The organism is Tenuifilum sp. 4138str (assembly GCF_041102575.1).
GTDB lineage: Bacteria > Bacteroidota > Bacteroidia > Bacteroidales > Tenuifilaceae > Tenuifilum > Tenuifilum osseticum.
On the sequence record NZ_JBGCUE010000008.1, the window covers coordinates 132,762 to 158,928 of the forward strand.

General features: G+C 42.2%; 22 protein-coding genes. 13 read left to right on the plus strand and 9 right to left on the minus strand.

Translation table 11 applies throughout. The features are described from left to right. The first annotated feature begins 2 nt into the window (after positions 1 to 2). From AB6811_RS09155 to AB6811_RS09185, 7 genes are all read left to right on the plus strand, one after another. Positions 3 to 1,406: a RagB/SusD family nutrient uptake outer membrane protein gene (locus tag AB6811_RS09155; RefSeq protein ID WP_369490148.1), complete on the plus strand. Its 1,404-nt coding sequence runs from the start codon at positions 3 to 5 to the stop codon at positions 1,404 to 1,406. 662 nt (positions 1,407 to 2,068) lie between these two features. After that, a complete protein-coding gene (locus AB6811_RS09160) occupies positions 2,069 to 5,179 on the plus strand; it encodes a SusC/RagA family TonB-linked outer membrane protein (RefSeq protein WP_369490149.1) in 3,111 nt (1,036 codons plus the stop codon). Between the two features lie 20 nt (positions 5,180 to 5,199). Further along, complete coding sequence (locus tag AB6811_RS09165; RefSeq protein WP_369490150.1) at positions 5,200 to 6,741, plus strand: SusD/RagB family nutrient-binding outer membrane lipoprotein; 1,542 nt, start codon at positions 5,200 to 5,202, stop codon at positions 6,739 to 6,741. A 29-nt stretch (positions 6,742 to 6,770) separates the two neighbouring features. Further along, entirely contained in the window at positions 6,771 to 7,628 is an 858-nt protein-coding gene (locus AB6811_RS09170; RefSeq protein WP_369490151.1) for a hypothetical protein, read from the plus strand. Positions 7,629 to 7,853: 225 nt separating this feature from the next. Then, the gene (locus AB6811_RS09175) at positions 7,854 to 10,892 is read left to right on the plus strand and encodes a SusC/RagA family TonB-linked outer membrane protein (protein WP_369490152.1); all 3,039 of its coding nucleotides are present in this window, start codon (positions 7,854 to 7,856) and stop codon (positions 10,890 to 10,892) included. Between the two features lie 19 nt (positions 10,893 to 10,911). Continuing rightward, the gene (locus tag AB6811_RS09180; RefSeq protein ID WP_369490153.1) at positions 10,912 to 12,468 is read left to right on the plus strand and encodes a SusD/RagB family nutrient-binding outer membrane lipoprotein; all 1,557 of its coding nucleotides are present in this window, start codon (positions 10,912 to 10,914) and stop codon (positions 12,466 to 12,468) included. Between the two features lie 25 nt (positions 12,469 to 12,493). Further along, positions 12,494 to 13,351 carry a hypothetical protein gene (locus AB6811_RS09185; RefSeq protein WP_369490154.1) on the plus strand — a complete coding sequence of 286 codons (858 nt, stop codon included), beginning with the start codon at positions 12,494 to 12,496 and terminating at the stop codon, positions 13,349 to 13,351. 213 nt (positions 13,352 to 13,564) lie between these two features. Here the strand turns inward: AB6811_RS09185 and pepT are convergent, their stop codons facing one another. The 3 genes from pepT to AB6811_RS09200 form a co-directional block, all read right to left on the minus strand. Further along, entirely contained in the window at positions 13,565 to 14,803 is a 1,239-nt protein-coding gene (gene pepT / locus AB6811_RS09190; RefSeq protein WP_369490155.1) for a peptidase T, read from the minus strand. A 38-nt stretch (positions 14,804 to 14,841) separates the two neighbouring features. Next, entirely contained in the window at positions 14,842 to 15,228 is a 387-nt protein-coding gene (locus tag AB6811_RS09195) for a four helix bundle protein (protein WP_369490156.1), read from the minus strand. 64 nt (positions 15,229 to 15,292) lie between these two features. Further along, positions 15,293 to 17,278, minus strand: coding sequence for an OPT family oligopeptide transporter (locus AB6811_RS09200; protein WP_369490157.1), 1,986 nt, complete (start codon positions 17,276 to 17,278; stop codon positions 15,293 to 15,295). 596 nt (positions 17,279 to 17,874) lie between these two features. On the opposite strand from AB6811_RS09200, the gene AB6811_RS09205 reads away from it, so the two are divergent. From AB6811_RS09205 to AB6811_RS09220, 4 genes are all read left to right on the plus strand, one after another. Continuing rightward, positions 17,875 to 18,057, plus strand: coding sequence for a hypothetical protein (locus tag AB6811_RS09205; RefSeq protein WP_369490158.1), 183 nt, complete (start codon positions 17,875 to 17,877; stop codon positions 18,055 to 18,057). Positions 18,058 to 18,792: 735 nt separating this feature from the next. Beyond that, positions 18,793 to 19,257, plus strand: a complete 465-nt coding sequence (locus tag AB6811_RS09210) for a methylglyoxal synthase (RefSeq protein WP_369490159.1) — start codon at positions 18,793 to 18,795, stop codon at positions 19,255 to 19,257. Between the two features lie 12 nt (positions 19,258 to 19,269). Beyond that, entirely contained in the window at positions 19,270 to 19,554 is a 285-nt protein-coding gene (locus tag AB6811_RS09215) for a sll1863 family stress response protein (protein ID WP_369490160.1), read from the plus strand. An 18-nt stretch (positions 19,555 to 19,572) separates the two neighbouring features. Beyond that, on the plus strand, positions 19,573 to 19,770 hold the full coding sequence (locus AB6811_RS09220; RefSeq protein WP_369490161.1) for a hypothetical protein: 198 nt from the start codon (positions 19,573 to 19,575) through the stop codon (positions 19,768 to 19,770). A gap of 12 nt (positions 19,771 to 19,782) precedes the next feature. Here the strand turns inward: AB6811_RS09220 and AB6811_RS09225 are convergent, their stop codons facing one another. Next, positions 19,783 to 20,226, minus strand: a complete 444-nt coding sequence (locus tag AB6811_RS09225; RefSeq protein ID WP_369490162.1) for an alanyl-tRNA editing protein — start codon at positions 20,224 to 20,226, stop codon at positions 19,783 to 19,785. 136 nt (positions 20,227 to 20,362) lie between these two features. Between AB6811_RS09225 and AB6811_RS09230 the strand changes: the two genes are divergently transcribed. After that, positions 20,363 to 21,256 (plus strand): DMT family transporter, encoded by an 894-nt coding sequence (locus AB6811_RS09230; RefSeq protein ID WP_369490163.1) that lies wholly within the window; start codon positions 20,363 to 20,365, stop codon positions 21,254 to 21,256. A gap of 103 nt (positions 21,257 to 21,359) precedes the next feature. Beyond that, positions 21,360 to 22,262 carry a polyphosphate kinase 2 gene (gene ppk2 / locus AB6811_RS09235; protein WP_369490164.1) on the plus strand — a complete coding sequence of 301 codons (903 nt, stop codon included), beginning with the start codon at positions 21,360 to 21,362 and terminating at the stop codon, positions 22,260 to 22,262. An 80-nt stretch (positions 22,263 to 22,342) separates the two neighbouring features. Here the strand turns inward: ppk2 and AB6811_RS09240 are convergent, their stop codons facing one another. The 5 genes from AB6811_RS09240 to AB6811_RS09260 form a co-directional block, all read right to left on the minus strand. Further along, positions 22,343 to 22,735, minus strand: coding sequence for an acyl-CoA thioesterase (locus AB6811_RS09240; RefSeq protein WP_369490165.1), 393 nt, complete (start codon positions 22,733 to 22,735; stop codon positions 22,343 to 22,345). Between the two features lie 12 nt (positions 22,736 to 22,747). After that, positions 22,748 to 24,010 carry a sugar MFS transporter gene (locus AB6811_RS09245; protein WP_369490166.1) on the minus strand — a complete coding sequence of 421 codons (1,263 nt, stop codon included), beginning with the start codon at positions 24,008 to 24,010 and terminating at the stop codon, positions 22,748 to 22,750. A gap of 81 nt (positions 24,011 to 24,091) precedes the next feature. Continuing rightward, the gene (locus tag AB6811_RS09250) at positions 24,092 to 25,354 is read right to left on the minus strand and encodes a Y-family DNA polymerase (RefSeq protein WP_369490167.1); all 1,263 of its coding nucleotides are present in this window, start codon (positions 25,352 to 25,354) and stop codon (positions 24,092 to 24,094) included. A 2-nt stretch (positions 25,355 to 25,356) separates the two neighbouring features. After that, a complete protein-coding gene (locus AB6811_RS09255; RefSeq protein WP_369490168.1) occupies positions 25,357 to 25,797 on the minus strand; it encodes a LexA family protein in 441 nt (146 codons plus the stop codon). Next, positions 25,794 to 26,156, minus strand: a complete 363-nt coding sequence (locus AB6811_RS09260) for a hypothetical protein (RefSeq protein ID WP_369490169.1) — start codon at positions 26,154 to 26,156, stop codon at positions 25,794 to 25,796. Before AB6811_RS09260 ends, AB6811_RS09255 begins: the two co-directional genes overlap by 4 nt. Between the last annotated feature and the right edge of the window lie 11 nt (positions 26,157 to 26,167).

The following is a 26,167-nucleotide window of genomic DNA, read 5'->3' on the forward strand; positions in this document are numbered from 1 at the left end:
AAATGAAGAAGAAAATATTAATACTAACAGTTTTTGCGCTATCATTTTCTATGTTTTCTTGCACTGAAAATGACCTAGAGCCTACTTTAGCGCAAAATAAAGATGTGGAAACAAGCATCAAAACGGTTGAAGATCTCAGGGGTGTTTTAAACGGCATGTACAATCGTATTACTACAACCCCATACTATGGTCGAGACTTTATTGTTTACGGAGAAGTTCGCTCAGATAATTGCTATGCAAATGGTAATTCAGGTCGTATAATCACTCCTGCTTCAATGGATATGGGTAATACGGATGCCTATGCAACTGATACTTGGACTCAAATTTACAGAGTGATAGCTTCTGCCAATATAGTTATATCTAAAAAGAATGCTGGTTTAGATGGTGACGAAGGTCAAATTAATCACTACGTTGGCCAGGCATTAGCTATCAGAGCCTTAGCTCATTTCGATTTGCTTAAACTTTACGGTCAACAACATGTTACAAATGGTAATAATGTTGGTATTCCTTATATCAAGGAATATAAAGGTTCTAATATAGCTCCTGCTCGTAATACTGTTGCTGAGGTAAAACAATTTATTTATGATGACTTAGATGAAGCACTTTCGCTTATGAATGCTTCATACAATGAGGCATCAAAACAATATGTTACCACATATGCTGTTAATGCTATAAAGGCTCGAGTTGCTACCTACTTTGGAGATTGGAACATTTCAAAAACTGCTTGTGAAGCTATTATTTCTTCAGAGCAATTTCAAATTGTACCTCAAGCTGGGTTTGTTGATATGTGGAAACAGGATGCACCCGTAAATTCAATTTTTGAATTAGCGTATAGCAGTGTTGATAATAATAATATTAATGGATTGCAATACATATATAGAGGTGCATCATATGGTGATGTGAGAGTGCTAGATGATTTACTTTCAATCTTTGAACCAACTGATGTAAGGGCATCGGCTAGTATGATTGGATATGACCCCCAAGCACCTGCATATCTTACAAATTTAGGGAAATATCCTGCAAGTGACTATTCTGATGATATTATTCTGTTCAGGTATGAGGAGGTAATTTTAAATTATGCCGAAGCTCTATTTGAATTGGGACAATCTGGTTTGAATGGATTAACTGCTTTAGATTATCTGAATCTAATTCCTGCCCAACGTGGAGCAAGCGCCTATGCCACGATTACTAAAGACAATATTTTAAATGAGCGTAGGCGTGAGTTATGCTTTGAGGGTTTTAGATTTGATGATTTAGCTCGAACAGGCAAGGATATTCCCTTGGTTGATCCATTAAATCAGCGTCATAATGGACCTACATATGGTTCTTATAATTATGCTTTCCCAATTCCTAAATCAGAGTTAAATGCCAACCCTAACATGCAGCAAAACTACGGATATAATTAATAATAAATAGTATTTCTTTCTGAGAGGGTGTCGTGGTTTTTATATGGCACCCTCTTTGCTTTGTACCATTTTTTTGATTGTAATTTTAGGCTTAATGGACATATTTCAGGATGACATAGTGTTTAACTCCAATAAATATCGAACTTTGGAGTAAGTGAAAGTAAGGAAATAAATGTTTTTGTTTTGGAAATGACGAAGAAAAATTTATTAAACAATCGTATCTAAACGTTTAGGATTAACGTTTGCCAACAACTTTTTGGTGGTTTAAGCCCAAAAACGAAAAGATAAGGTATAAATGGGTTGTATGCATTAGGAATGTTCAATGAATAAAGGCAAACAAACGCCAGCATTTATAACCATAATAGTTGATCAAGGTATTCCTGACAGGTTGCTCCCCACCAGAGCTGGTTTCTAGTTGACTGACAAAAGGCTATCAACACAATAGTTTCTTTTTTGAAGAGCCCATATGTTTCCATTAGAATAATTCATCTTAACAACAGCCTGTATTTTGTACATTTCGCCTTTCTTTTTTAGGCTTTAAAATTCATTTCATTAGATTGTTAAATAAATTTAATAGAATGGCTTGTTTTTTTGAATTCTTTAGCATATATTAGCCCTGTTGAAAATTTACTAACCTCTATTGTAAACCTAAAACTTGTTCTATGAAAAAACTAAGCGTTTTTCTTGCAGGTTTGCTGCTTGCTGGCTTAACCATTGTGCAGGCACAAACGGTAAGGATTACCGGAACGGTTACTAGTTCCGAGGATGGAATGCCCATGCCGGGTGTTTCAGTGTTCGTAAAGGGTACAACCATTGGTGCAACCACCAATGCTGATGGTAAGTATGAGCTTGCCGTACCCGCCAATGCTCAAACCCTCACCTTCAGCTTTGTGGGGTTTAAAACCCAGGAGGTTGCCATTGCCGGCCGATCGGTAATCGATGTGGTAATGGAATCCGAAGCTGTTGAGATGCAGGAGGTGGTTGTTACCGCTTTGGGTATTAAAAAGGCTGAAAAGGCCACTGGTTATGCCATTCAAAGTGTAAAAGGTGATGAAATTACCAAAGCACGTGAAACCAATGTGGTTAACTCGCTACAGGGTAAAATTGCTGGTGCAATTATTACTAACACTTCAGGTGGCGTTGGTGCTTCTTCACGTATTGTTCTTCGTGGTGCCAATTCGCTGTCGGGTGACAACCAACCCTTAGTTGTTGTTGACAACGTTATAATAAACAACAGCAACTTTGGTAACACCGGTACTTATGGCGTTAATCGTGGTAGTGGTATCAACGATGTCAACCCTAATGATATAGAAAGCATTTCGGTTCTAAAAGGCCCCAATGCTGCCGCACTTTATGGTTCTCGTGCAGCAAATGGTGTTATTATTATTACAACAAAAGGTGGACAAAAGGCTAAAGGCTTGGGTGTAACAGTAAATAGCACCACAACCTTTGAAACACCTCTTCGTTTACCCGATTTTCAAAATGAGTACGGGCAAGGTTCAAATGGCCAGTTCGAATTTTTTGATGGTAGAGGTGGTGGAATCAATGATGGTACCGATGAGAGCTGGGGACCAAAACTTGACATCGGACTGTTGATTCCCCAGTGGAACTCACCTCTTGATAGTCTTGGAAATAGGGTTCCAACTCCATGGGTTTCTTATCCCGATAATGTTAAAAACTTTTTTGAGCTGGGGCAAACCTATACCAATAACATAGCAATTGATGGTGGTAGTGAAAATGCTTCATTCCGCTTATCGTACACCAATACCACACAAAAGGGTATGATTCCTAATACCGATCAAGAGAAAAATAATTTCTCTCTGAATGCAAGTGTAACCCCCCATAAGCGCTTAACAGTTACTGCAGTAGGAAACTATGTTAACACTTACAGTAACAATATCCCAGCTTATGGTTACGATGCTCAAAACGTAATGCAGCAGTTCTTCTGGTTTGGACGTCAGGTTGATATTAAAGACCTAAAAAATTATACTTACCCTGATGGTTCAAAGCGAAACTGGAACTACAACTATCACAACAACCCATACTTTACACTACATGAAAACCTAAACGGCAATCGTCGCGATCGTTTTTATGGTAACACCAAACTCAGTTTCAAATTTACCGATTGGTTAAGCGCACGCGTAGGTATAGGAGCTGACTACTATACAAACCATGCTACCAGTCGCGCTGCTTGGGGTGATATTGATAATACCTATGGATACTATAATGAAAATAAGACTACTTTCCGGGAGGTTAATACCGATTTCTTGTTCTTAGTTAACAAGAAGGTAACCGATGATCTTGAATTCACTCTGAACTTTGGTGGTAATAGAATGGATCAGTTCTATCAAAATATCTTTGGTTCGGCCGATGAGTTAGCAGTTCCCGGTGTTTATACATTATCAAACGCCAAAGTTCCACAGCGTACAAGCAACTATATGAGCCAAAAACGAATAAACAGCTTGTATTATAGTGGTCAATTCGCTTGGCGCAATGCTCTTTTCTTTGATTTTACTGGTCGCAACGATTGGTCGAGTACTTTACCTAAAGATAACAATTCCTATTTCTATCCATCATTTAGCTTATCGGGTATTTTAACCGATTTATTCCAAATTGAATCGGATGTATTGAGTTTTGCTAAACTACGTGCCAGCTGGGCTCAGGTTGGTGACGACACTTCACCATACCAGTTACAGGAAACCATGGCTTTTGGTGATGGTTGGAACGATCAAACTAAACTCCTCAACATGTATGTTCCAAACACCTTACCTAACCTTGAATTAAAGCCTCAATATACCAATTCAATTGAAATTGGTGGTAATTTTAGGTTCTTCATGAATCGTGTTAACCTTGATGTTACCTACTATAACCAAAAAACTTTTGACCAAATTATTAGCGTACCCGTTTCACCAGCAAGTGGTTACCTCTATAAAAACATAAACGCAGGCCAAATCAATAACAGTGGTATTGAGGTTTCCTTGAACTTAGTGCCTGTTAAATCAACTTCAGGTTTTGAGTGGAATCTAACATTCAACTATGCTAAAAATAATAACGAGGTTGTAGAGCTTGCCCCAGGTGTAGATCGTTATGTATTAGGTTCATATTGGAGCCTCCAAGTTATGGCCATTCCTGGTGAACCCTTCGGATCCCTATATGGTTATGATTTCCTAAGGAATGAAGAGGGTAAGGTTGTTCATATTGACGGTCTGCCTCAACAAGGTGATCTTAAAGTATTAGGTAATTATACTCCCGATTGGATTGGCAGTATAAATAATGAATTCTCCTATAAGAATTTAAACTTCAGTTTCTTGATTGATGCCCGTATGGGTGGCGATATCTATACAATGACCACAACTTGGGGTCGCTATGCTGGTGTTCTTGAAGAAACATTACTTGGTCGTGAAGATGGAATCGTAGGTGATGGGGTTAAGCAAGCTCTCGATGGGTCTTGGGTTCCTAACGATGTTGTTGTTTCTGCCGAAGAGTACAACAAGGCCGCTTTCAACAATAATATTGCTTACTCAAGTATTTTTGATGCAAGTTTTGTTAAGCTGCGTGAGATAAAGTTGGGATACACCTTCCCCAAAATTGGAAACCTCCCATTCCGCGACTTATCTATTTCTGTTGTGGGTAGAAATCTTGCTATCCTTTACACCAAGGTTCCCCATATAGATCCTGAAACTGCTTTTAGTAATACTAATGTTCAGGGCTTAGAGTTCGGTCAGCTTCCTTCTGCTCGAAGCCTTGGATTTAATGTTAGTGTTAAATTTTAATACTTAAAAAATAAATGATTATGAGAAAAATATATATAAGGTTTGGGATCATTGCGGTAGCATTGTTATCCCTTACTGTATCTTGTACTAAAGATTTTGAGGAGATAAACACCAATAAAAACGCTCCTACAACTGAACTTGCTGCCCCAGAAATGCTTCTAACCAACGCCATTGAAAGTATGACCGACCGTGTTCACGATATTTGGTTAGGAGGTGAAATTGGCTCATGTTGGGTACAACACCTGGCTAAGGTGCAATATACCGATGAGGATAGGTATGTTCCCCGTGTTAGCGTAATTAATGCAGTTTGGTCAAGTTTCTATGCTGCTTCAGGAAACGATGTAGCTACCATTATTGAGATTGCCAAGGCTCGTGGTCATAACAATTACCTTGGTGTTGGATACGTTCTCCATGCCTATATCATGTCTGTTGTAACTGACCTTTGGGGTGATGTTCCTTATAGCGAAGCTTTTCAGGCTAAAAACGGAATAATTTCCCCAAAATATGATACTCAACAGGCTATCTATGAAGGGTTAATTGCAAAGCTCGATTCTGCTAATACTCTTCTTGATCCTGATGGACAAGAGATTCAAGGCGATATCCTTTATGGTAACGATATTTTAAAATGGAAGAAATTTGCCAACTCGTTACGTTTGCGCCTACTTTTAAGGATGTCTAAAAAGAATGAAACTTTTGTAACTCAAGAAATGACCAAAATGGTAGTTCAGCAGAATAGCCTTTACCCTATTTTTGAATCTAACGATGACAATGCTGCTCTTAAATATCTGGGCTCTTATCCTAACAATAATCCAATTAATGAGAACCGTAAAACTCGCGACGATCACAGGGTAAGTAAAACCATTATCGATTTTATGTGGACAAACAATCCATATGTAGATTGGAGGGTAATGGTTTATGCTAACCTTTCTGAAGGGGGTGGTGACTATGTAGGGCTTCCAAATGGTTTAACCTCGGCAAAAGCCGCAGCTTACCTCGGCAATGGTTTGAAAATGACATCTAAACTGGGTGATTATTTTACCAAAGCAGATGCTCCAGGTATGCTTATGAGCTATGCTGAACTTAACTTTATACTCTCTGAAGCAGTTCAAAAAGGTTATATAGTTGGAGGTTCAAAAACTGCTCAGGATTATTATCAAGATGGTGTTGCTGCTTCGTACTACCAGTTTGGTGATGAAATAGTTAGCCTTGGTGAAGAAATTTTCGGCAATACTGGTGTTACTATTGACGATTATATTGCTGATTATTTCACAAATGGTGATGGAGCATGGGATTATGATGGTGACGGCGATCCTTTGCCTGAGATTTACTACCAAAAATGGTTAGCTATGTTTGATCAAGGCTTACAAGCTTGGTTTGAGTGGAGGAGAACTGGCTATCCTGTTTTAACTCCTGCTGAAGATGGCTTAAACGATGGTAAGATTCCTGTTCGTTTGTTTTATCCTTCCGATGAGGGAGCTAGAAATAATGCAAACCTTCAGGAGGCAATTAACCGTCAGGGGCCAGACAATTTAAATACCCCTGTATGGTGGGCTACCAACTAATAATTTATTAATTTTAAAAACATTTGAATATGAAAACATATAAATTGTTTATCTACTTGCTTCTTGGTGCGATGACATTTGGTGCTAGTTCGTGTATAGAACCAGATGATCTCATTACTGCCAATGCAACTGCAGGTGGCAAAATAGAAGCACCCTCAGTTGTGCCTTGGAAGGGTGTGCCTGTAACCATTAATTTCAAGGTGTATAAAGGTACTCCTGTTCAAAAGGTAAATGTGTATAAGAGTTTTACCCACAATGCCGATACAGCTACCTCAGATGAGGTATTCCTCACTTCAATTGATATTAACGAGGAAAATGCACAGGATTTTGTTGAAAAGAGCTTTACTGTAACTTGGGAACAGCTGGTTGAAAACATTCCTACTTTACCTAAAGGATATGTTGTTCCAACCGATCCTGATAATGCTGAGATTGGTGACTATTTTACACTTTCTTTGAAAGCGCTCAGGAACGATGGGCGTGAGGTGATTGGTGCCCAAACGCTAATTTCCATTGCAAATTTCTTTGCTGGTGATTATACCGCTCATCTCATTTACAGGCACCCCGCATATGGTACTTACCCTGATAATATTTACGTTGAGGAGGATAATGATAAAACCCTGTTAGCAGTGAATAGCAAAACCTGTGTGACAAGTTTTGCTACTTGGGGACCAGCTGAAAAGATATATATAACCATTGACCCTGATAATAACTATGCGATATCGATATCGGTTGAGAATTGGAGTTATGATGTACAGCTAGGTGATCCCTATGATCCAACTAAGGTATCCAACTATGATCCCGAAACCGGGAAATTAGAGTTATACTATAGCTATATGGGTTCTGGTGGATATAGAGTATTCTGGGAAACATTCACCTTAAAGGAATAGTTCTTAAGTTTTTAGTTAAGCCGCCCCAACTGGGGCGGCTTTTTTTTATGGCTACTATCCTCACAAAAAAAATTGACTCATATTCTTATTTATCATAAATTTGGTTTGTGAATTAATTAACTAAACCTAAACCAAACTATTAACTTGTATTTTATGAGGAAACTGTGTGCCTTTCTCACAGCTTTTTTGTTTATAGGTTCTTTGAATATCTTAGCCCAACAAACTGTGAGAATTACGGGAACAGTAACTTCGGTCGATGGTGCATGGCCTTTGCAGGGAGTTACTGTGGTTGTTGTTGGTAGCACTACTGGTACGGTTACCAACATGGAAGGGCGATATGAGATTAGTGTTCCTGCCATTGCTAAAAAGCTTCGCTTTAGCTACATTGGTTACAAAACAGTGGAGGTTGAAATAGCCAACCGTACTGTAATCGATGTGGAAATGGAGGAGGAAGCCATTGAAGTGAAGGAGGTTACGGTTACAGCGTTGGGTATCATGCGGGCTGAAAAGGCAACGGGGTATGCCATTCAGAGTGTAAAAGGCGAAGAGTTAGCTCGCACTCCTGAACTGAATATAGTGAATTCATTGCAGGGACGAATTTCCGGCGCAATCATTACCAACACATCTGGTGCAGTTGGGGCTTCAACGCGTATCGTGCTTCGTGGGGTTAACTCGCTAAGTACCGATAACCAACCCCTTTTCGTGGTTGACGGGGTAGTGCTCAACAATTCAAACTTTGGTGGCACTTACACCGAAGGGGTAAACCGCGGAAGCGGTATTGCTGACATCAATCCAAACGATATTGAGAGTGTTACCGTCCTTAAAGGGCCCAATGCTGCAGCGCTTTATGGATCGCGAGCTGCCAATGGGGTTATCATTATTAAAACCCGTTCAGCCGATACCGATAAACGCTTTGGCGTTAGCTTTAACTCAACCACAACATTCGAAAGGCCTTTGCGTTTACCCGATTTTCAGAATGTTTATGGGCAAGGAACAAACGGCCAATTTGAATTTTACGATGGTAAAGGTGGTGGCATCAACGACCATGTGGATGAGAGTTGGGGGCCAAAACTCGATATTGGGCTGATGATCCCGCAATGGAACTCGCCTGTTGTTGGCGGTGTTCGTCAACCCACACCCTGGGTGTCGCACCCTGATAATGTGAAAAACTTTTTTGAGCTTGGGAAAACTTTTTCCAACAACATTGCCATTGAGAGCGCTGCCGACAACTATGCAGTTCGCTTTTCCTACACTAACTCCATGCAAACGGGCATGATTCCTAATACTGACCAGGAAAAGAATAGTGTTAACCTGAATGCTACAGCATCGCCTTATAAATTTCTGGCATTTACTGCAAATGCAACGTACATTAATACATATAGTAAAAACCTTCCTGCATACGGTTATAGCGGGCAGAATGTTATGCAGCAGTTCATGTGGTTTGGCCGACAGGTTGATGTGGCCGATTTGAAACAGTACACGTATCCCGATGGTAGCAAGCGTAACTGGAACTACAGCTATCACAATAATCCTTACTTTACCCTTTATGAGAACCTTAATGGTCTTGATAGGGACAGGCTGTTGGGTCAAGCAACATCAACCATAAAGTTTACTGACTGGTTAAGCCTAAAGACAGGTATAGGAGTTGATTACTACACAAACTATAACAATGCGCGTTCCGCTTATGGCGATATTGAAAGTCCCTATGGTTTTCTGAGCGAGTCAAAGCGCACGTTCCGTGAGGTTAATACCGACTTTATGTTCATGATCAATAAGTCGTTTACTGAAAAACTTGCTTTCTCGTTCAACTTTGGGGGCAACCGGATGGAACAGTTCACCCAATCGCTGAGCGCCTACATTACTGAACTTAGCGTACCCGATGTTTACACCTTTGAGAATGCCAGGGTACCCGTTGTTACCATGAACTACATTACCAAAAAGCGAATTAACAGCTTATACTTTAACGGTCAGTTTATTTGGAAAAATGCATTATTCTTTGATTTTACCGGGCGCAACGAATGGTCGAGCACGTTACCAGCGGGTAACAATTCATACTTTTACCCCTCGGTTAACGTATCGGCCGTTCTTACCGATTTGTTCAATATACAATCCAGAAAATTTAGCTTTGCTAAGCTGCGTGCCGGTTGGGCACAGGTTGGCGCCGATACTGATCCCTACCAGTTGCAACCCGTGTATAGATTCGACGATGGTTGGAATTCCGGTACCAAGCTGGCACAAATTTACATTCCAAACGACTTGCCTAATCCAAATCTTAAACCGCAGCGAACCAACTCATTTGAAATAGGGGCTGACATACGATTCTTTATGAACCGACTAGCTTTTGACTTAACCTACTATTCCCAAAGTACCTATGATCAGATTATCCGTATGCCCATAAGCGCAACAACCGGTTATACATCTACCATAGTAAACGCTGGTCAGATTGACAACAGGGGGGTTGAACTGTCGGTAAATGGAATACCCGTAAAAACCCGATCGGGTTTTGAGTGGAACATTGGCATAAACTTTTCCAGGAATGTAAACAGGGTTAGGAAGTTAGCTGAAGGGCTCGACCAGTATGTGCTGGGTGGCTACTGGAGCCTTGATGTGCTGGCTATACCTGGTGAACCCTTTGGAGTTCTTTATGGGTATGACTTTATGAGGAACGAAGAAGGGAAAGTAATTCACATTGAAGGATTACCCTTACAGGGTGATATTAAGAAGTTAGGAAACTACACACCCGATTGGGTTGCTGGGGTAACTAACTCAATTAGGTTTAAAAACCTTATCCTTAGTGCCCTTATTGATGCCCGTTGGGGTGGTGAGATATACTCTATGACCAACACTTGGGGCCGATATGCTGGGGTTTTGAAGGAAACTCTCAAGGGGCGCGAGGGAGGAATTGTGGGTGTTGGAGTAATGTCCGATGGACAGGGTAGATGGACCGAGAATGATGTGGTTGTTTCGGCTGAGGAGTACAACAAAGCTGCCTATAATAACAATATAGCCTACTCCAGCATTTTTGACGCAAGTTTTATTAAGCTTAGGGAGGTTCAAATTGGCTATACCATTCCTAAAATAGGTAAAAGCTCAATACGGAATGTTTCCATTTCTTTAGTAGGACGTAATTTGGCTATACTTTACGCTAGGGTACCTCATATTGACCCCGAAACCGCATTTAGCAACTCCAATGTTCAGGGGTTAGAGTTTGGTCAACATCCTACAGCGCGCAGTTTAGGGGTAAATTTAAGCTTTAAGTTCTAGTTTGTTAAAAATATGAAGTATGAAACTATATAGATTATTGATGGTAAGCTTAGTTGTATTTGGGGTAGTTTCCTTGCAGTCGTGCACAAAAAGTTTTGATGAAATAAACAATAACCCCAATGCAATTGATATAAACAAGGATTATCCCGATAAGCTATTGGCTAATGCTATTGAGGATGTTGCCGATATTGTTTTTGATGTTTGGCTGGGGCATGAGATTGGCTCATGCTGGGTACAACACATGGCCAAAGTACAGTACACCGATGAGGATAGGTATGTACCACGCAACGATGTTATCAACTCGGTTTGGACTAACCTCTATTCAGGGCCCGCAATTGAAGCCCAGCGCATTTACGAAATGGGGCAACGTTTAGGGAATAGGAACTACCAGGCAGTAGCCCTTGTGCTTAAATGCTATGTCTTTTCGGTACTTACCGATTTGTATGGCGATATACCCTACTCGGAGGCATTAAAGGTTGATAGTACCTATACCCCTAAGTACGATACGCAGGAATCAATCTATATTGCATTGAATGAAAAGCTAAAAGAAGCAAACGACTTATTCCAGGTTGGTGGTCCAATAGTAGAGGGCGATATTCTATACGGAGGCGATATTACCAAATGGAAACGATTTGCCAACTCGCTGCGTTTACGTTTGCTTATGCGAATGTCCAACAGGCCTGAAGCTGATTTACAAAACTTCATTAGAAATGAAATAGATGGTATTATATCCGATCCCACAACCTATCCAATTATCAGCAATAACTCACAGAATGCTGCATTAATCTACATGGGTTCATACCCCAATAACCATCCGCTTAACGAGACCTATAAAACCCGCGATGATCATAGGGTTAGCAAAACGCTAATTGATGCCATGTACAATACCAATAACCACGATCATCCCGACTGGCGAATAGTAGTTTACGCTGAAACACCCCAAGCGGGTGGTTTCTGGATAGGGTTACCCAATGGATTGACATCGGCAAAGGCTGCCGCTTACCTGGGTAATGGCATTAAACGAACCTCAAAGCTGGGTGAATACTTCCGTAAAGCCAATGCTCCCGGTATGTTTATGAGCCGCGCAGAGGTTTGCTTCCTTCTGGCTGAAGCCAAGTATCGTGGTTTGCTAACGTTTGGAACAGAAACAGCACAGGATTACTATGAATTGGGAATTCAAGAGTCGTACAGGCAGTTTGCAAACGAGATTGTCGAAAACGTTCCATACTACTACGATTTAGGAGGGGTTTCCAGAAATATTGACGATTATATCAATGATTTTCTTGCCAACAATGGCAAATGGGAAGCAGGGAAAGAACTTGAAAAGATTTATACCCAGAAATGGGTTGCCATGTTCGACCAGGGCTTGCAGGCGTGGTTTGAATGGCGAAGAACGGGTTATCCCCAGCTAACACCTGCCGAGGATGGCTTAAATGGAGGGATGATACCCCAGCGATTACGTTACCCCTCCGACGAGTATTCCCGTAACGGATCAAACCTGGCTGCTGCAGTTGCTCGACAGGGTGCCGATAACCTTAATACTCGGGTTTGGTGGGATGTTGCCGATAACAATTAGTTGAACACCATTAATTGATTAGAGTATGAGATTATATGAAACAAAAGTCATAAAGGGAACATTGCTCCTGGCAATTTTTGCCATGCTTTTTAGTTCCTGCCTGAAGGATGATGATTTAATGACTGCCGATGCAAAAACTGGTGGTTTGGTTGAGTCGGCATCGTTGGTGCAACTGGTACCAAAGAAATCAAATAGTGTTGATGTCGAACTTAAGGTTTATTTGGGACCAGCCATACAAGAGGTTAAGGTTTACAAGCAGTTTTACCACATCGCAACCGACGAAGCCTCTAATGTTGAACTACTCGGCAGCTTTAGTGTAAGTGGCCAGAACTTGAACGACACATTGTTGCTTAGCCAGACCTTTACGTGGGAACAGCTGAAACAGGGATTAACCCTTGATAGCTATACTCTACCCGATGACCCTTTAAACGCCGATATTGGAGACTATTTCATGCTTAAGTATGTTTCCGTAATGGACGATGGCAGGGAGGTTACCAGCAATTCACAAACCGAGGTATTGGTAGCTAATAGTTTTTCGGGGTATTACTTGTCCAGTATTACCTATATACACCCTAATTTTCCAACTAGAGAGTATCAACTAATAAAGGAACTGATTACTGAGAGTGGTAATACCTGTTCAACAAATTTTGCAGTATGGGGAAGCTATGGCGAGACAATATACCTTACCATTAATCCTGACAACAGCATTACCTTCAATGTTTTTGGGTTCGATTATATTGTAGAAGAGGGTGATCCAAATAATCCCTTGGTTTACTCCCATTACGATCCGGTAACTGATTTTATCTACCTTAACTATCATTACCTGGCCCCTGGTGGGTATAGAGTATTTTATGAGGTTTTGGAACCCATTACCAAAAAATAAACCCAAATTCGTCAATTGAATTTTTCAATTGACGAATCGACTAACAAAATCTAATCATTCCGAGATCTCGGAATGAAAGATTTTGATAAGTCGGGATTGCCTCGATAAGTCAATAGAAACAAGTTGTTTTAATGTTTTATTGTGTTTCTATTGACTAATCTCAGAAAAAAAACGAGGGAGTTTTCTCCCTCGTTTTTTTATCGCTGAATTTTCTTACTTTGATGCGTATAGCTCAATTATTTTGAGCATTACCTCGGTTGCTTTAACCATACTTTCTACGGCTACGTATTCATGCTTTCCATGAAAGTTTTCGCCGCCTGCAAATAGGTTGGGGCAGGGGAGTCCCATATAGGAAAGGCGGGCGCCATCAGTTCCCCCTCTAATGGGTTTAACCTTTGGCTTAACGCCAACTGCTTCCATGGCTTCAATGGCAGTTGAAACAACATGGTAAACCGGCTCAACCTTTTCGCGCATGTTGTAGTACTGGTCCTTTAGCTCCAAAGTAACAGTACCTTCGCCGTACTTGGTATTTAAATATTCTGCTATGCGCTGCATATAAACCTTTCGGGCTTCAAACTTTTTACGATCGTGGTCGCGGATAATGTATTGAAAAGTTGCCTTTTCAACTGATCCATCCATTTTGATTAAGTGGTAGAACCCCTCGTAACCTTGAGTGTGTTCAGGGCGTTCATGTGCAGGTAGCAGGCCATTGAATTCCTGGGCTATAAGTATTGCATTTAACATCTTATCCTTTGCATATCCAGGATGGATGTTACGTCCCTGGATTGATATCTTGGCGCTTGCGGCATTAAAGTTCTCAAATTCTAGCTCACCTATTGCGCCACCGTCGAGCGTATAAGCAAAATCGGCACCAAAGCGCTTTACGTCAAAATGGTCAACTCCGCGACCAACCTCCTCATCAACTGTAAAACCGATACGAATTTTGCCATGTTCAAAGCTGGGGCTTTTGATGAGGTACTCAACTGCTGTCATAATTTCGGCTACTCCGGCCTTATCATCAGCGCCAAGTAGCGTAGTGCCATCGGTTACAATCAGGGTTTGCCCAACATAATTCTTAAGTTCAGGGAATTCCTTAGGCGAAAGTGCAATTCCTAACTCCTTGTTCAGAATAATTTCGGATCCATCGTAATTCTCAACGAAGCGTGGATTAACATCTTTCCCTGGCATATCGGGCGAAGTATCAACATGGGCAAGAAAACCCAAAACCGGAACCTTTTTTGAGGTGTTTGCGGGTATTGTTGCCATCACATAACCATACTGGTCAATTTCTACTTCCTGAGCCCCCAATTCCTTGAGTTCCTGTACTAATAAATTGCTCAAAACCAGCTGTTTCTCAGTGCTCGGAAACCTTTCGGTTACAGTGTCGTCGCTTTGGGTATCTATCTTTACATACCTAATAAAGCGGTCGATAAGAAATTGTTTGTTTATCATGGCGGATTATTTAGTTTGTAGTGTTTAGTGTTTAGTTTTTAGTGTTTAGTATTAGTGTGGTCTTCATGTTTTTTCTTAAGATAATAGTTGATAAATCCGTTAAGCAGTTTTTTGCATTTCTCAATGTCATCCGTTATTTGTTCAAGAGCTGTAGCATCAATATAACCTTGATCAAAAGCTATATATATTTGCGTTTCCAATTCAAATAACGATCCCCTTGCAATGTAAAGGAATTGGGTTGTCTCCTTTAAATGATTGCGGCCAATGCCTTCCGCGATATTTGAAGGAATTGAAATGGCACTTTTTCTTATTTGTTGTGTCAATCCAAAAATTTCATCTTTAGGGAAATCTTTTGAAATTGTATAAATAGAATTTGCAAGCTGTTTGCTAGCTATCCAAACATCTAATTGTTTATAATCAATCATACTAATCTCATAAAATTTTGCAATAGTTCCTAAAAACTAAACACCAAAAACTAAACACGATTCTCTATTCTTCAACCTTTGCTCTTAGGCTTTTCCAAATCAGATATCCACATAAAATCAGGAACATCACAAAGCCTAGAATTTCTGCGGAGTGCGATTCAAACCATTCTGGGTTTACATAGTTAATGCCGCCATGGCGGAGTAAGGCGCTAACTACTCCCATTAGGGCCCCACCTGCAATAAAGCCCGATGCAATTAGTGTTCCCCTCTCTTTCCTGGCTCTGTTCAATGAAGTGTCCTTTGAACGGGTGGATACAATGTGTGCAATAATTCCTCCAACCAGTAATGGCGTGTTAAGGTGTAGGGGAATAAACATACCCAGCGAAAATGCAAGAGCCGGAACGCCAATCATGGTAAGGATAAGCGAAAGGAAGGCCCCTGCAGCGTAAAGTGCCCAAGGTGCAGGCTTTCCGCTCATCATGGGTTCAATTACTGCTGCCATTGCATTAGCTTGTGGGGCAACAAGAGCGTCCTTGCCCGTAAAACCGTATGTTTTATTAAGCAGGATTATTACGCCTCCAACAGTTGCTGCTGAAACAAATGTCCCAAGGAACTTCCAGGTTTGCTGTTTATAGGGCGAGGAGCCAAGCCAGTAACCAATTTTAAGATCGGTGATAAAGCCACCAGCCATTGAGAGTGCTGTACAAACCACTCCTCCAATAATGAGCGCAGCAACCATTCCTGAAGTTCCCGATAATCCGGCCGATGCCATCACCAATGAGGTGATAATCAGAGTCATGAGTGTCATGCCCGATACAGGATTGGTGCCAACAATGGCAATGGCATTGGCAGCAACGGTGGTGAACAGAAAAGCAATAACCATTACAATACCAAGCGCTATAAGAGCATGGGTAATATTATGAACTACTCCAAAGTAGAAGAATACTAAAAGCAGAATGGTAGTGAATAGGATACCTCCAGCAATAATGGACATGGGAAGGTCCCTTCGGGTGCGGAGTTCCTCCTTGGGGATAGCCGAGTGCTTTCCGGTTAGCTCACTAACGGCTAGGCCAAATGCTTTACGAATAATGCCGCTTGAGCGAATAATCCCAATTATTCCCGCCATGGCAATACCGCCAATACCAATTGGGCGAACGTAGTTACTGAAAATCTGCTCGGCGCTCATCTGACCAACGGTTAGTGTAATGTTACTGCCTACTGCCTCAGTTAAACCGGGCGCAAAGTAGTTGATTATGGGTATGATAACAAACCACCCAACAAACGACCCTGCTGCAATTATTGCGGTGTACTTGAGGCCAATAATATAACCAATACCCATAACGGCAGCACCAACATTAAGTTTAAATACCAGCTTTGCTTTCTCGGCAAGAGCCTCGCCAGCAGGTATCACTCGGGTGGTAACCACCTCGCTCCACCAACCAAATGTGGCAATAATGAAATCGTAGATACCCCCAATTAACCCGCTAACCACAAGTAAACGAGCTTGTTTTCCCCCTTTCTCGCCCGATACAAGTACCTCAGTGGTTGCAGTGGCCTCCGGAAAAGGGAATTTACCATGCATGTCGGCCACAAAATATTTACGGAATGGGATGAGGAATAGAATTCCAAGAATTCCCCCAAACAACGATGACAGGAATACCTGATAGAATTCTGCCTCAAGGTTCAGGATGTATAGAGCTGGTAATGTAAAAATAGCACCAGCAACAATTACCCCAGAACTTGCGCCTATGGATTGGATAATTACATTCTCTCCCAGTGCCCCTTTGCGTTTAGCAAGGGTTGATAGCCCTACAGCAATGATTGCAATTGGAATTGCTGCCTCAAATACTTGACCAATTTTTAGCCCGAGATAGGCAGCGGCTGCCGAAAAAACAATAGCCATGATTAGCCCCCAAATAACACTCCAAGCAGTAACCTCAGGTACTGCCTTGCTTGGTGGCATTACTGGTTGATACTCTTCGCCTTCGCGGAGCTCAGTGTAGGCATTTTCCGGAAGGCCTTTGATTTTTTCTACAGGTTCGTGCGACATAGTCTTTATGGTTTAGGTTTGAGATTCAAAATATCCCAAACCTACTAATTTTTAGTAAATGTTTAATCCAATTTCAATGTCGTTTAGTTAACAAAAATATACATACCTGTCATCCTGCGCGCAGCGAAGGATCTCGGACCGACCTAATGAGATGTTTCGCTAATGCTCAACATGACAATACCCTCACTAACAACCATCAACTGTCAACCATCAACCATCAACTAAATAAGTCTCACAGGGTTTCACAGTGTAACAAGGTGTTACACAGAATGGCATTTACGAACAACGATTCACGAACAACGTACGCCGTTCCCAGCCCCGTAGGGGCGTAATATCTGTACCCCAGCCTGTTAGAGCGCGTCTCCAGACGCGTGCATTATCCGCCCTGAAAGGGCAATTCACATTAGCCCTGGGTTTTAACCCAGGGTATTGAGGTGTTCAAATTATTTTGCGATGCACGCAATACATTTTCCAAAGAACAATCCTGAGACGTTGCATCGCAAAAGAAAAATCTATACAAAGAATTATTTAAATGTTCTTTCTTGTCTTGATACAAGAAAGAACCAAAGAAAATCAAGGCTGAAAAGCCCGACCCGATGGGTACCCCGTGGGTGGAACTGCCACGCGATACTATTCGCCACGCCTGCAGCGTGGCTCATATGGTATCGCTTTCTAAACCCACCGCCACGTTCCACCCCCGACCCATTCTCGGGTCAGGCTTTTATGCCTCAGCTTGCTTCTTCCGTTCCATTCCCTCTCAGGAAAAGAGGCTGGGGTGAGGTTGTTTTCCACATCCAACCCAGATGACCCCTCTAAATCTCCCCTGAGAGGGGAGACTTTAGCCCTGCAACATGGTTTCCTAATTGCTTTTCCCCTCTCCTGTCAGGAGAGGGGCGGGGGTGAGGTCAATTTCACGTACAACGAGCAACGAACAACGAGTTACTAGCAACGCTTCCAGCCCCGTAGGGGCGTAATATCTGTAACCCCACCTGTTAGTGCTCGTCTCCCGACGCGTGCATCATTCTCCCTGAAAGGGCAAATCACATTAGCCCTGGGTTTTAACCCGGGGTATTGAGGTGTTCAAATTATTTTGCGATGCACGCAATACATTTTCCAAAGAACAATCCTGAAGCGTTGCATCGCAACGGAAAGGCATGGCGAAGAGCGGTTACTAAAAAACAAAAAGGGTTAAAGGCAAAGAGATGCTTCGGCTAGCTCAGCATGACAAGGGAGCAGAAAGGAAGATAGGGTTTTTGTCATCCCAAGCAAAGTCGAGGGACCTCTTCAAAGGATTGAAGAGAAAAGAGCAATGAGATGCTTCGGCGAAGTCTATCCCGATAAATCGGGACTCAGCACGGCAGCGTAATGTTTCGCTTGCGCGCAACATGAAATACAACCTTAACTAAACAACATTGATTAAGCCATTTGTAAATGTAATTTAACCTAACGCTTGGATTAAACTAACATGGATTAGTTATATTTGCTTAGAATTTAATTAATAATGAAGACTAAAAGTGAATAAGTACAAAACCATAGCCCTAGTAGCACACGATAACCGCAAACGCGACCTTGTGGAATGGGTTGAGTGGAACTGGGCAAAATTACTAAAGCACAAGCTCATTTGCACAGGCACAACCGGCCGTCTTGTTGAGGAGGCCCTAACCAAGATGAATAACGATGCCGGGAATCATCTGCAGCTTACTCGCCTTAAATCGGGTCCACTTGGTGGCGACCAGCAACTAGGCGCTTTAATAGCGGAAGGGAAGATTGACATCCTAATCTTTTTCTGGGATCCCATGCAGGCTCAGCCTCACGATGTGGATGTTAAGGCTTTGCTTCGCATTGCCACGGTTTACAACATTCCCACAGCCACCAACCGTTCAACAGCCGACTTCCTAATAAGTTCGCCACTTATTGAACAGGAGTACGCCCCAAAACTAAAGGATTACAGCCAGTACATAAACAGAGACGTTTACTAAAAATATTGAGCCATGGAACGTAACGAGTACCGCGAAAATGTAAAAAAAGCCATTGACGAAATTTTCGACCAAATTGAAGCATTGAGGGCTAAAGCCGACAATGCCTCCGATAAGGTACGGCAGGAATACAATGAAAAAGTCAAGGAGCTTGAAATGCTTCGTAATCAAATGGAAAGCAAACTCGATGAACTTGCCCAGGCAGCCGATAGCAAGTGGGACGAGGTGAAAGATACTGTAAATTCCAGCCTTGAATCGTTCAAGGAGGGTTTCAAGAAGTTAGGGTCGCTTTTCGATTAACCAAAACTACGCTTACAAATGAATGCATTTAAACTTTCCCTAATTGTAGGGATTGTACTACTACTAATTGCTTGGATTATTGTTCTTACCGATGTCCTTCGTAGCAGATTCCCTGAACGGAATATGTGGATAATTTACTTAATCATTACTCCTCCCCTAGCTGTGTTAGTATATCCCATAGTTCGGGAAAAACTTTTAAGAAATGCAAAAAAATAGTATGAGTTGAAATTACTCATTTTCAAGCTTAAACCTTATCCGTACAGTTCCATCGGAGTAATCGGCCGAGATAATTTTGAATCTCCCTATTTCCTTGGTGTTAGCCACGTGTGGACCAATGCAGGCACATGCATCGTAGTTTCCTACCCTAATAACCCTGATTGATTCCGGGGCATCAGCGGGTAATTTGCTTAAATCAAGGAAAGTTGACGCATTGCTTTTATCGGTAAACTCCTCGGTTACATTTAGGTTTTGTGAAATAACTTCATTCACCCTACTCTCAATTGTTTTTAGTTCCTCATCAGTCAGGGCTCTTGGGATGCGATAGTCGCACTTGGACTTTTTTTTCTCCACATGGCTACTGAACGCCCTACCACAATTGAAAAGCCTCACCATTGTTTGGTTGAGAATATGTTCGGCGGTATGCATCCGGGGATCGTAGTTCTTTTCGCTCATTACAGTGTAAATTTTTCTGTAAAAATAGTAAAAAGGAGAAGCAATATTAGCAGAAACAAATAGGCTGTTAAATGTTGACAGGAAAAAGCACCCATCAGGCCAAAAACAATTACTTTTGCCGGGTAAAACTTGTCAAATGTTCGATTTATCCAAAAAACGCTGGCAGTGGACTGCCATGCTTTTCATGGCTTTTGTTTGGGGAGCCTCGTTCATCCTGATGAAGCGCGGTCTCGATGCGCTAAGCTACGTTCAGGTGGCTGCGCTCCGAATATTTGTTAGCTTTTTGATACTTCTACCTATTTCAATAAAAAACCTAAAGCTTTTAAACCACCAGAATTTTTGGCCGCTACTAGGATGCGGATTACTGGGTAACTTTTTCCCAGCATTCCTTTTTACACTTTCGGAAACCCAGATCTCCAGCTCGCTAGCAGGCATTCTCAACGGGCTTACCCCTTTCTTTACGGTAATTGCGGGTTTGTTGTTATTCAAACATAGGCCCAATGCTTTCCAAAGTATAGGCGTTCTAATCGGATTTGTTGGGGCATCAATTCTAATAACCAACGGAAATTTTTCGTCGTTTGGCCATGTAAACCTTTATGCACTGCTAGTTGTGCTGGCCACTATGATGTATGGCATTAATTCCAATATTATTCGGTTTAAACTATCGGGGTTAACCGGAGTGCAAATTACATCGCTAATCTTTTTCCTGATTGGCATTCCGGCCGGTATTATACTTATATCAACAGATATTGGGGCTGCCATGCAGCACCCGGCATTTGCAACGAGCATTCTGGCTACCATTGTGCTAGCAACATTTGGCTCAGTAATTACTCTATTTGTGTTTAATAACCTTATTCACCACACCAGTGCAATTTTTGCTTCATCGGTAACCTACATTATTCCTTTCTTTGCACTACTATGGGGCATTCTTGATGGCGACCATATTGGAGCACTACAGATTGTCTCGTTGGTAATAATCCTGATTGGGGTTTACCTCTCAAGCTTACGCCGCAAGCCAAAATTGCTTTAAAATCAGGTCATTTTAATAAAATTAAATCAATTTTATCCAAAAAGGGTTGACTTTACCCTTATTTGTCCATACCTTTATTTTAAAGTCAAAAACCTTGTTTGACATGACAAAGGACAAAAAGGATAAAAAAAAGAAAAAGGCCGATAAACCAAAAGAAACAAAAAAAGCCAAAAAGCATCACCTGCCTGATTTAGGAAACGACCATTACGAAGCGGTAGAGGCGCATGTTGATAGGATGGATAAAAAGACCTATGAGCATGAAATTGAAAAACTCCATGTGGAACTGGTAAAACTCCTTGAATGGATAAAGCACCAAAAATTGAAGGTTGTTTTACTGTTCGAGGGGCGCGACGCTGCCGGAAAGGGCGGTGTAATTAAAACCATAGCCGAACGGCTAAACCCTCGTTTTTGCCGAATTGTTGCTCTAGGTGTGCCTACCGAAAAAGAGAAAACCCAATGGTATTTCCAGCGATATGTAGCCCATCTACCCGCTGCTGGCGAGATGGTTCTGTTTGACCGAAGCTGGTATAACCGGGCTGGCGTTGAAAAGGTCATGGGATTTTGTTCTGAGGAGGAGTACACTGAGTTTCTACGCTCATGCCCTGAGTTTGAACGCATGCTGGTTCGTTCGGGTATAATACTCATTAAATACTGGTTCTCCGTTAGCGACAAGGAACAGGAACGTCGCTTTCAGGAGCGTATCGACGATCCAACCAAGCGATGGAAACTCAGCCCCATGGATATTGAATCGCGTAACCGCTGGGTGGAATACTCCAAGGCAAAGGATGTTATGTTCGCCCATACCGATATAAAGCAAGCTCCCTGGTGGGTAGTTCGAGCCGACGATAAAAGGCGTGCCCGCCTTAACTGTATCCATCACCTGCTAAGCCTCATACCTTACGAAGATCTTACCCCACCACCGGTTAAGCTCCAACCCCGAAGGATTGACGAGAGCTATGTTCGTCCACCTATCACCGACCAGAACTTTGTTCCCGAAATTTATTAATTGCAAATAGGGCTGCTCGCACGGGCAGCCCAAAATGTTTAAAATCGCCAATTGAAAAAAAATCAATTGATAAATCGCGGTTAAAGGTTGTCAAAGCCCGGTATACTATCAATCTTGATTGGACGACCATTTTTTAGCCCAACGCCAATTACCTTAGCCTTAACGGCTAATTTCCCCTCGGGCATTTTAATCACTTCCTGATCAAAGATCATTCGTAAATGGCCCTCCTTGTGGGTGGTTAACCGGACAACAAATATATCGCCACTGGTTAGCGAGTACTTGTAGTCAATTTCAATACGTGACACCACAAGGTCAATGCCCTCATTGTGCAACCTGGCAAAATCGATTCCCTTGCTCAACAAGTACTTGTGACGGGTATGTTCAAGGTAGTTCAGGTAGCGAGCATTGTTAACAATACCCTGCAAGTCGCATTCGTAATCACGAACCTCAAACTCTAACTCAAAAACTTCCATAATTTTTACGTTTTACTTCCAGTTCCTTAACTTATAGCCGCTCACAGAGTAGTAAAGAATTATAAAGTACGATGGTATCAGAATAATGTAGGCCATTTGGGGCGAAATAGAATCGGATAGTCGGCCCCAAAGCAAGGGCAGAATGGCACCACCCGCAATGGCCATGATAAGCACCGCCGAACCCGTTTTAATAAATTTGCCTAAATCGTGAATGGCCAAAGGCCAGATGGCAGGCCAAACCAATGCATTTGCTAAACCAAGCAGTGCAAGTGCAAGAATTGAGTAAGTTGGCGATGCCAAAACTACGACAATACTTAGAGCGATACCCAGCAAAGCAGATGCAATGAGAGCCGTGCGCTGCGAAATGAGTTTTGGTATCAGTAATATTCCAGCCAGGTACCCAACTATCATGGCAATAAGGGTATATGTTGTAAAAACCTTTGCGGTTTCAATTTTAAAACCTTGCGATATTCCATAGCGAATTATGGTATCGCCTGCTATTACCTCAACACCAACATAGAAAAACAGGGCAATAGCACCAAGTATTAGTTGCGGGAACTGGAAAATACTTGATTTATTAGTGAAATCAGTAACAGAATCTACGGAATCATCCTCTGTTTCCACGTCGGGCAGCGGGGCATAACGTACGGCAATTCCCAGGAAAACAAGTATTGATGTCATTACCAGGTACGGCCCAATCACTCTGTGCGCTAGGCCATCGAGAGCCGCAGCGCGGGCAATACTGTCCATCCCCTCAAGTGATTTCACAAAGGCATCGCCATCGTTAAGGATGTAGTAGGCCAGTATAAGCGGAGCAATGGCTCCAGCTAGCTTATTACAAATCCCCATTATACTTATACGCCTTGCAGCACTCTCGCGGGGTCCAATTATAGTGATATACGGATTTGCAGCTGTTTGCAGCACAGCCAACCCTGCTCCCATAATAAACAGGCCACTCAGAAACATCCAGTATGCTCTGCTCAACGCTGCGGGAACAAACACGAGGGTTCCTATAGCCATCACCAGTAAACCAACTGTCATGCCCCTATGGAAACCTGTCTTTTTCAACACCCACGATGCCGGCAAAGCCATTACGGTATAGGAGATATAAAAGGCAAAAGCTACCAGGGTAGCCTCAAAATCGCTAAGCTCACACGAAATTTTAAAATACGGAATAAGGATGCCGTTTAACCAGGTTACAAAACCAAAAATGAAGAATAACGCTCCAATAATGAGCATAGGCAGAAAATTGCCTTTACTTTTTTGAGAGTTCATTGCAGTTGTTTTAGGTTAAGGTACCCCAAAAATAGAAAATATTGATGAGCGAAGAGGCCAAATCAAAATAAAAAAGGGAACTTAAACCTTTACAGTAATAATATCGTCCCAGCGAGTGGTGTACATGGGCGATATACGTTCCTGGCGTAATTTCCATTTACGCCCAGCCCCCTGGGCGGCTACTTTAACCGTATGTCTTCCATACTTATCGTTTAGTTTATCCACAACCACCATTAGCTTACTGTGTTTTTCCCGGTCAATGCTATCGAAGAGCGAGGTTTGAATATGCTGGTTGGTTGAAATACCCGTTACAATTACTCCTGCCTTCTTGTACCGGAATCCCGGCTTGTATATACTTTTCAATCCAATAAGGGCGTAGTGTATCAGCTCCATGGTGCTGCTCGTGGGCACAGGCAGGGTTATGGTTTTACTTGCCGAGTACTGGGGTAAATCGTCGCGGAAATAGTTGGTGTGTGCAAAAACCATTACCACTTGCGCAACCGACTGCTGCTTACGCAATTTTTGGGCGCAACTCGCCGCAAACGATGCCACCGCCTCACTCAGGTATCCAAGGTCAGTTTGCATCTCGCCAAAGGAACGGGTTGTTGCAATTGCCTTTTTGGGTGGAGCAGCATGCTCCAAATCAATACAGGGTATTCCCAGTAACTCCTTTTGGGTTCGGAGTCCAACCACTGACATGTGCTGCCTTACCCAACCTGCGGGCATTCGGGTAAAATCGTATGCTGTATTTACACCATAGCGGGACAGAAACTTACTGTACTGCCGGCCTATTCCCCAAACCTCACCAATCTCGAACCCTTTTAGCGCGTCAACACGCTGCTGGTCGTTGGCAATCATATAAACTCCCTGGTGCTGTGGCTGCTTTTTTGCGATATGGTTAGCAACCTTTGCTAACGTTTTGGTAGGGGCTAAGCCCAAGCTTATGGGAATACCGGTATTCCGCATGGTGGTTTTCCGAATATGTCGGGCATAATCCATTAAATCAACATAGCTGAAACCGTGCAGCCCAAGAAAAGCCTCATCAATGGAATATATTTCGATATCGGGGGTAAAGCTGGCAAGGGTATTCATCACCCTTTGGCTCATATCGCCATAAAGCGTATAGTTTGATGAGAAGACAGCAACATTGGCCTTCTCAATCAGTTCCTTAATCTTGAAGGCTGGCTCACCCATTTTGATACCAAGAGCTTTTGCCTCGTTGCTGCGGGCAATTACACAACCATCGTTGTTCGACAGAACAACAACAGGCCTCCCAATGAGCGAAGGGTCAAAAACACGCTCGCACGAAGCGTAAAAGTTATTGCAATCGGCAAGAGCGTACATGGCTAAAACTTATGGATGACGTAGGTTACAATCCCCCATACCACAAAGTCGTTTTCCTCAGTAACCTTTATGGGTTTATATGCCGGATTTGCCGGCATAAGGTAGATTCCATCCTTTTTAATCCGAATGGTTTTAAGCGTAAACTCACCATCGATATAGCAAACTGCTTTACGCCCATCGGTGGGTGGTAACGATTTGTCGATAACCAGAATATCGCCATCGTTAATCCCCTCATCAACCATTGAATCGCCACGGACTCGACCATAAAAGGTTGAACTTGGATTCTTGACAAGTTCCTTGTTTAAATCAAAGGCTAAATCGATATAGTCCTGCGCTGGCGACGGAAAACCAGCCTTTATTCCTTCGGCCAAAGGAAGTGAAAGGTCGGATGTTGTGTCGGCAGTAAAGAAATCTATCTTAGGTGTAGCTTTTATCAGCCTCATGCTTGTTTAGGGGAGTTAATCTGTTTAACTACACTAATAACAAATGCAATACGCGAATGGTTTTTAGTTGTTTTAGGAACAAGAACAAAGAGTGCAGCAAGATACCCTGCAACCAATCCTTTTAGTACTCCTGCAGTAAAAGGATCGGCGCTAGGAAACATTACCACGCCAAAGGCAAATAGTGCAAAAAGTATCAGCAAAACAAAGCTTACAGTTTGCCTTCGGGCTAACCGCTTGTGGTAATCGAGCCTTGAATCAATGTAAATACTATCAGCGCCCTCAATAAGTTTTGTTCGTTCATCGGCCGACAATCCCTTTTCGTTATCAACCAATATCTTAATTGCTGAACTGCTGTCCATAACATTCAGAT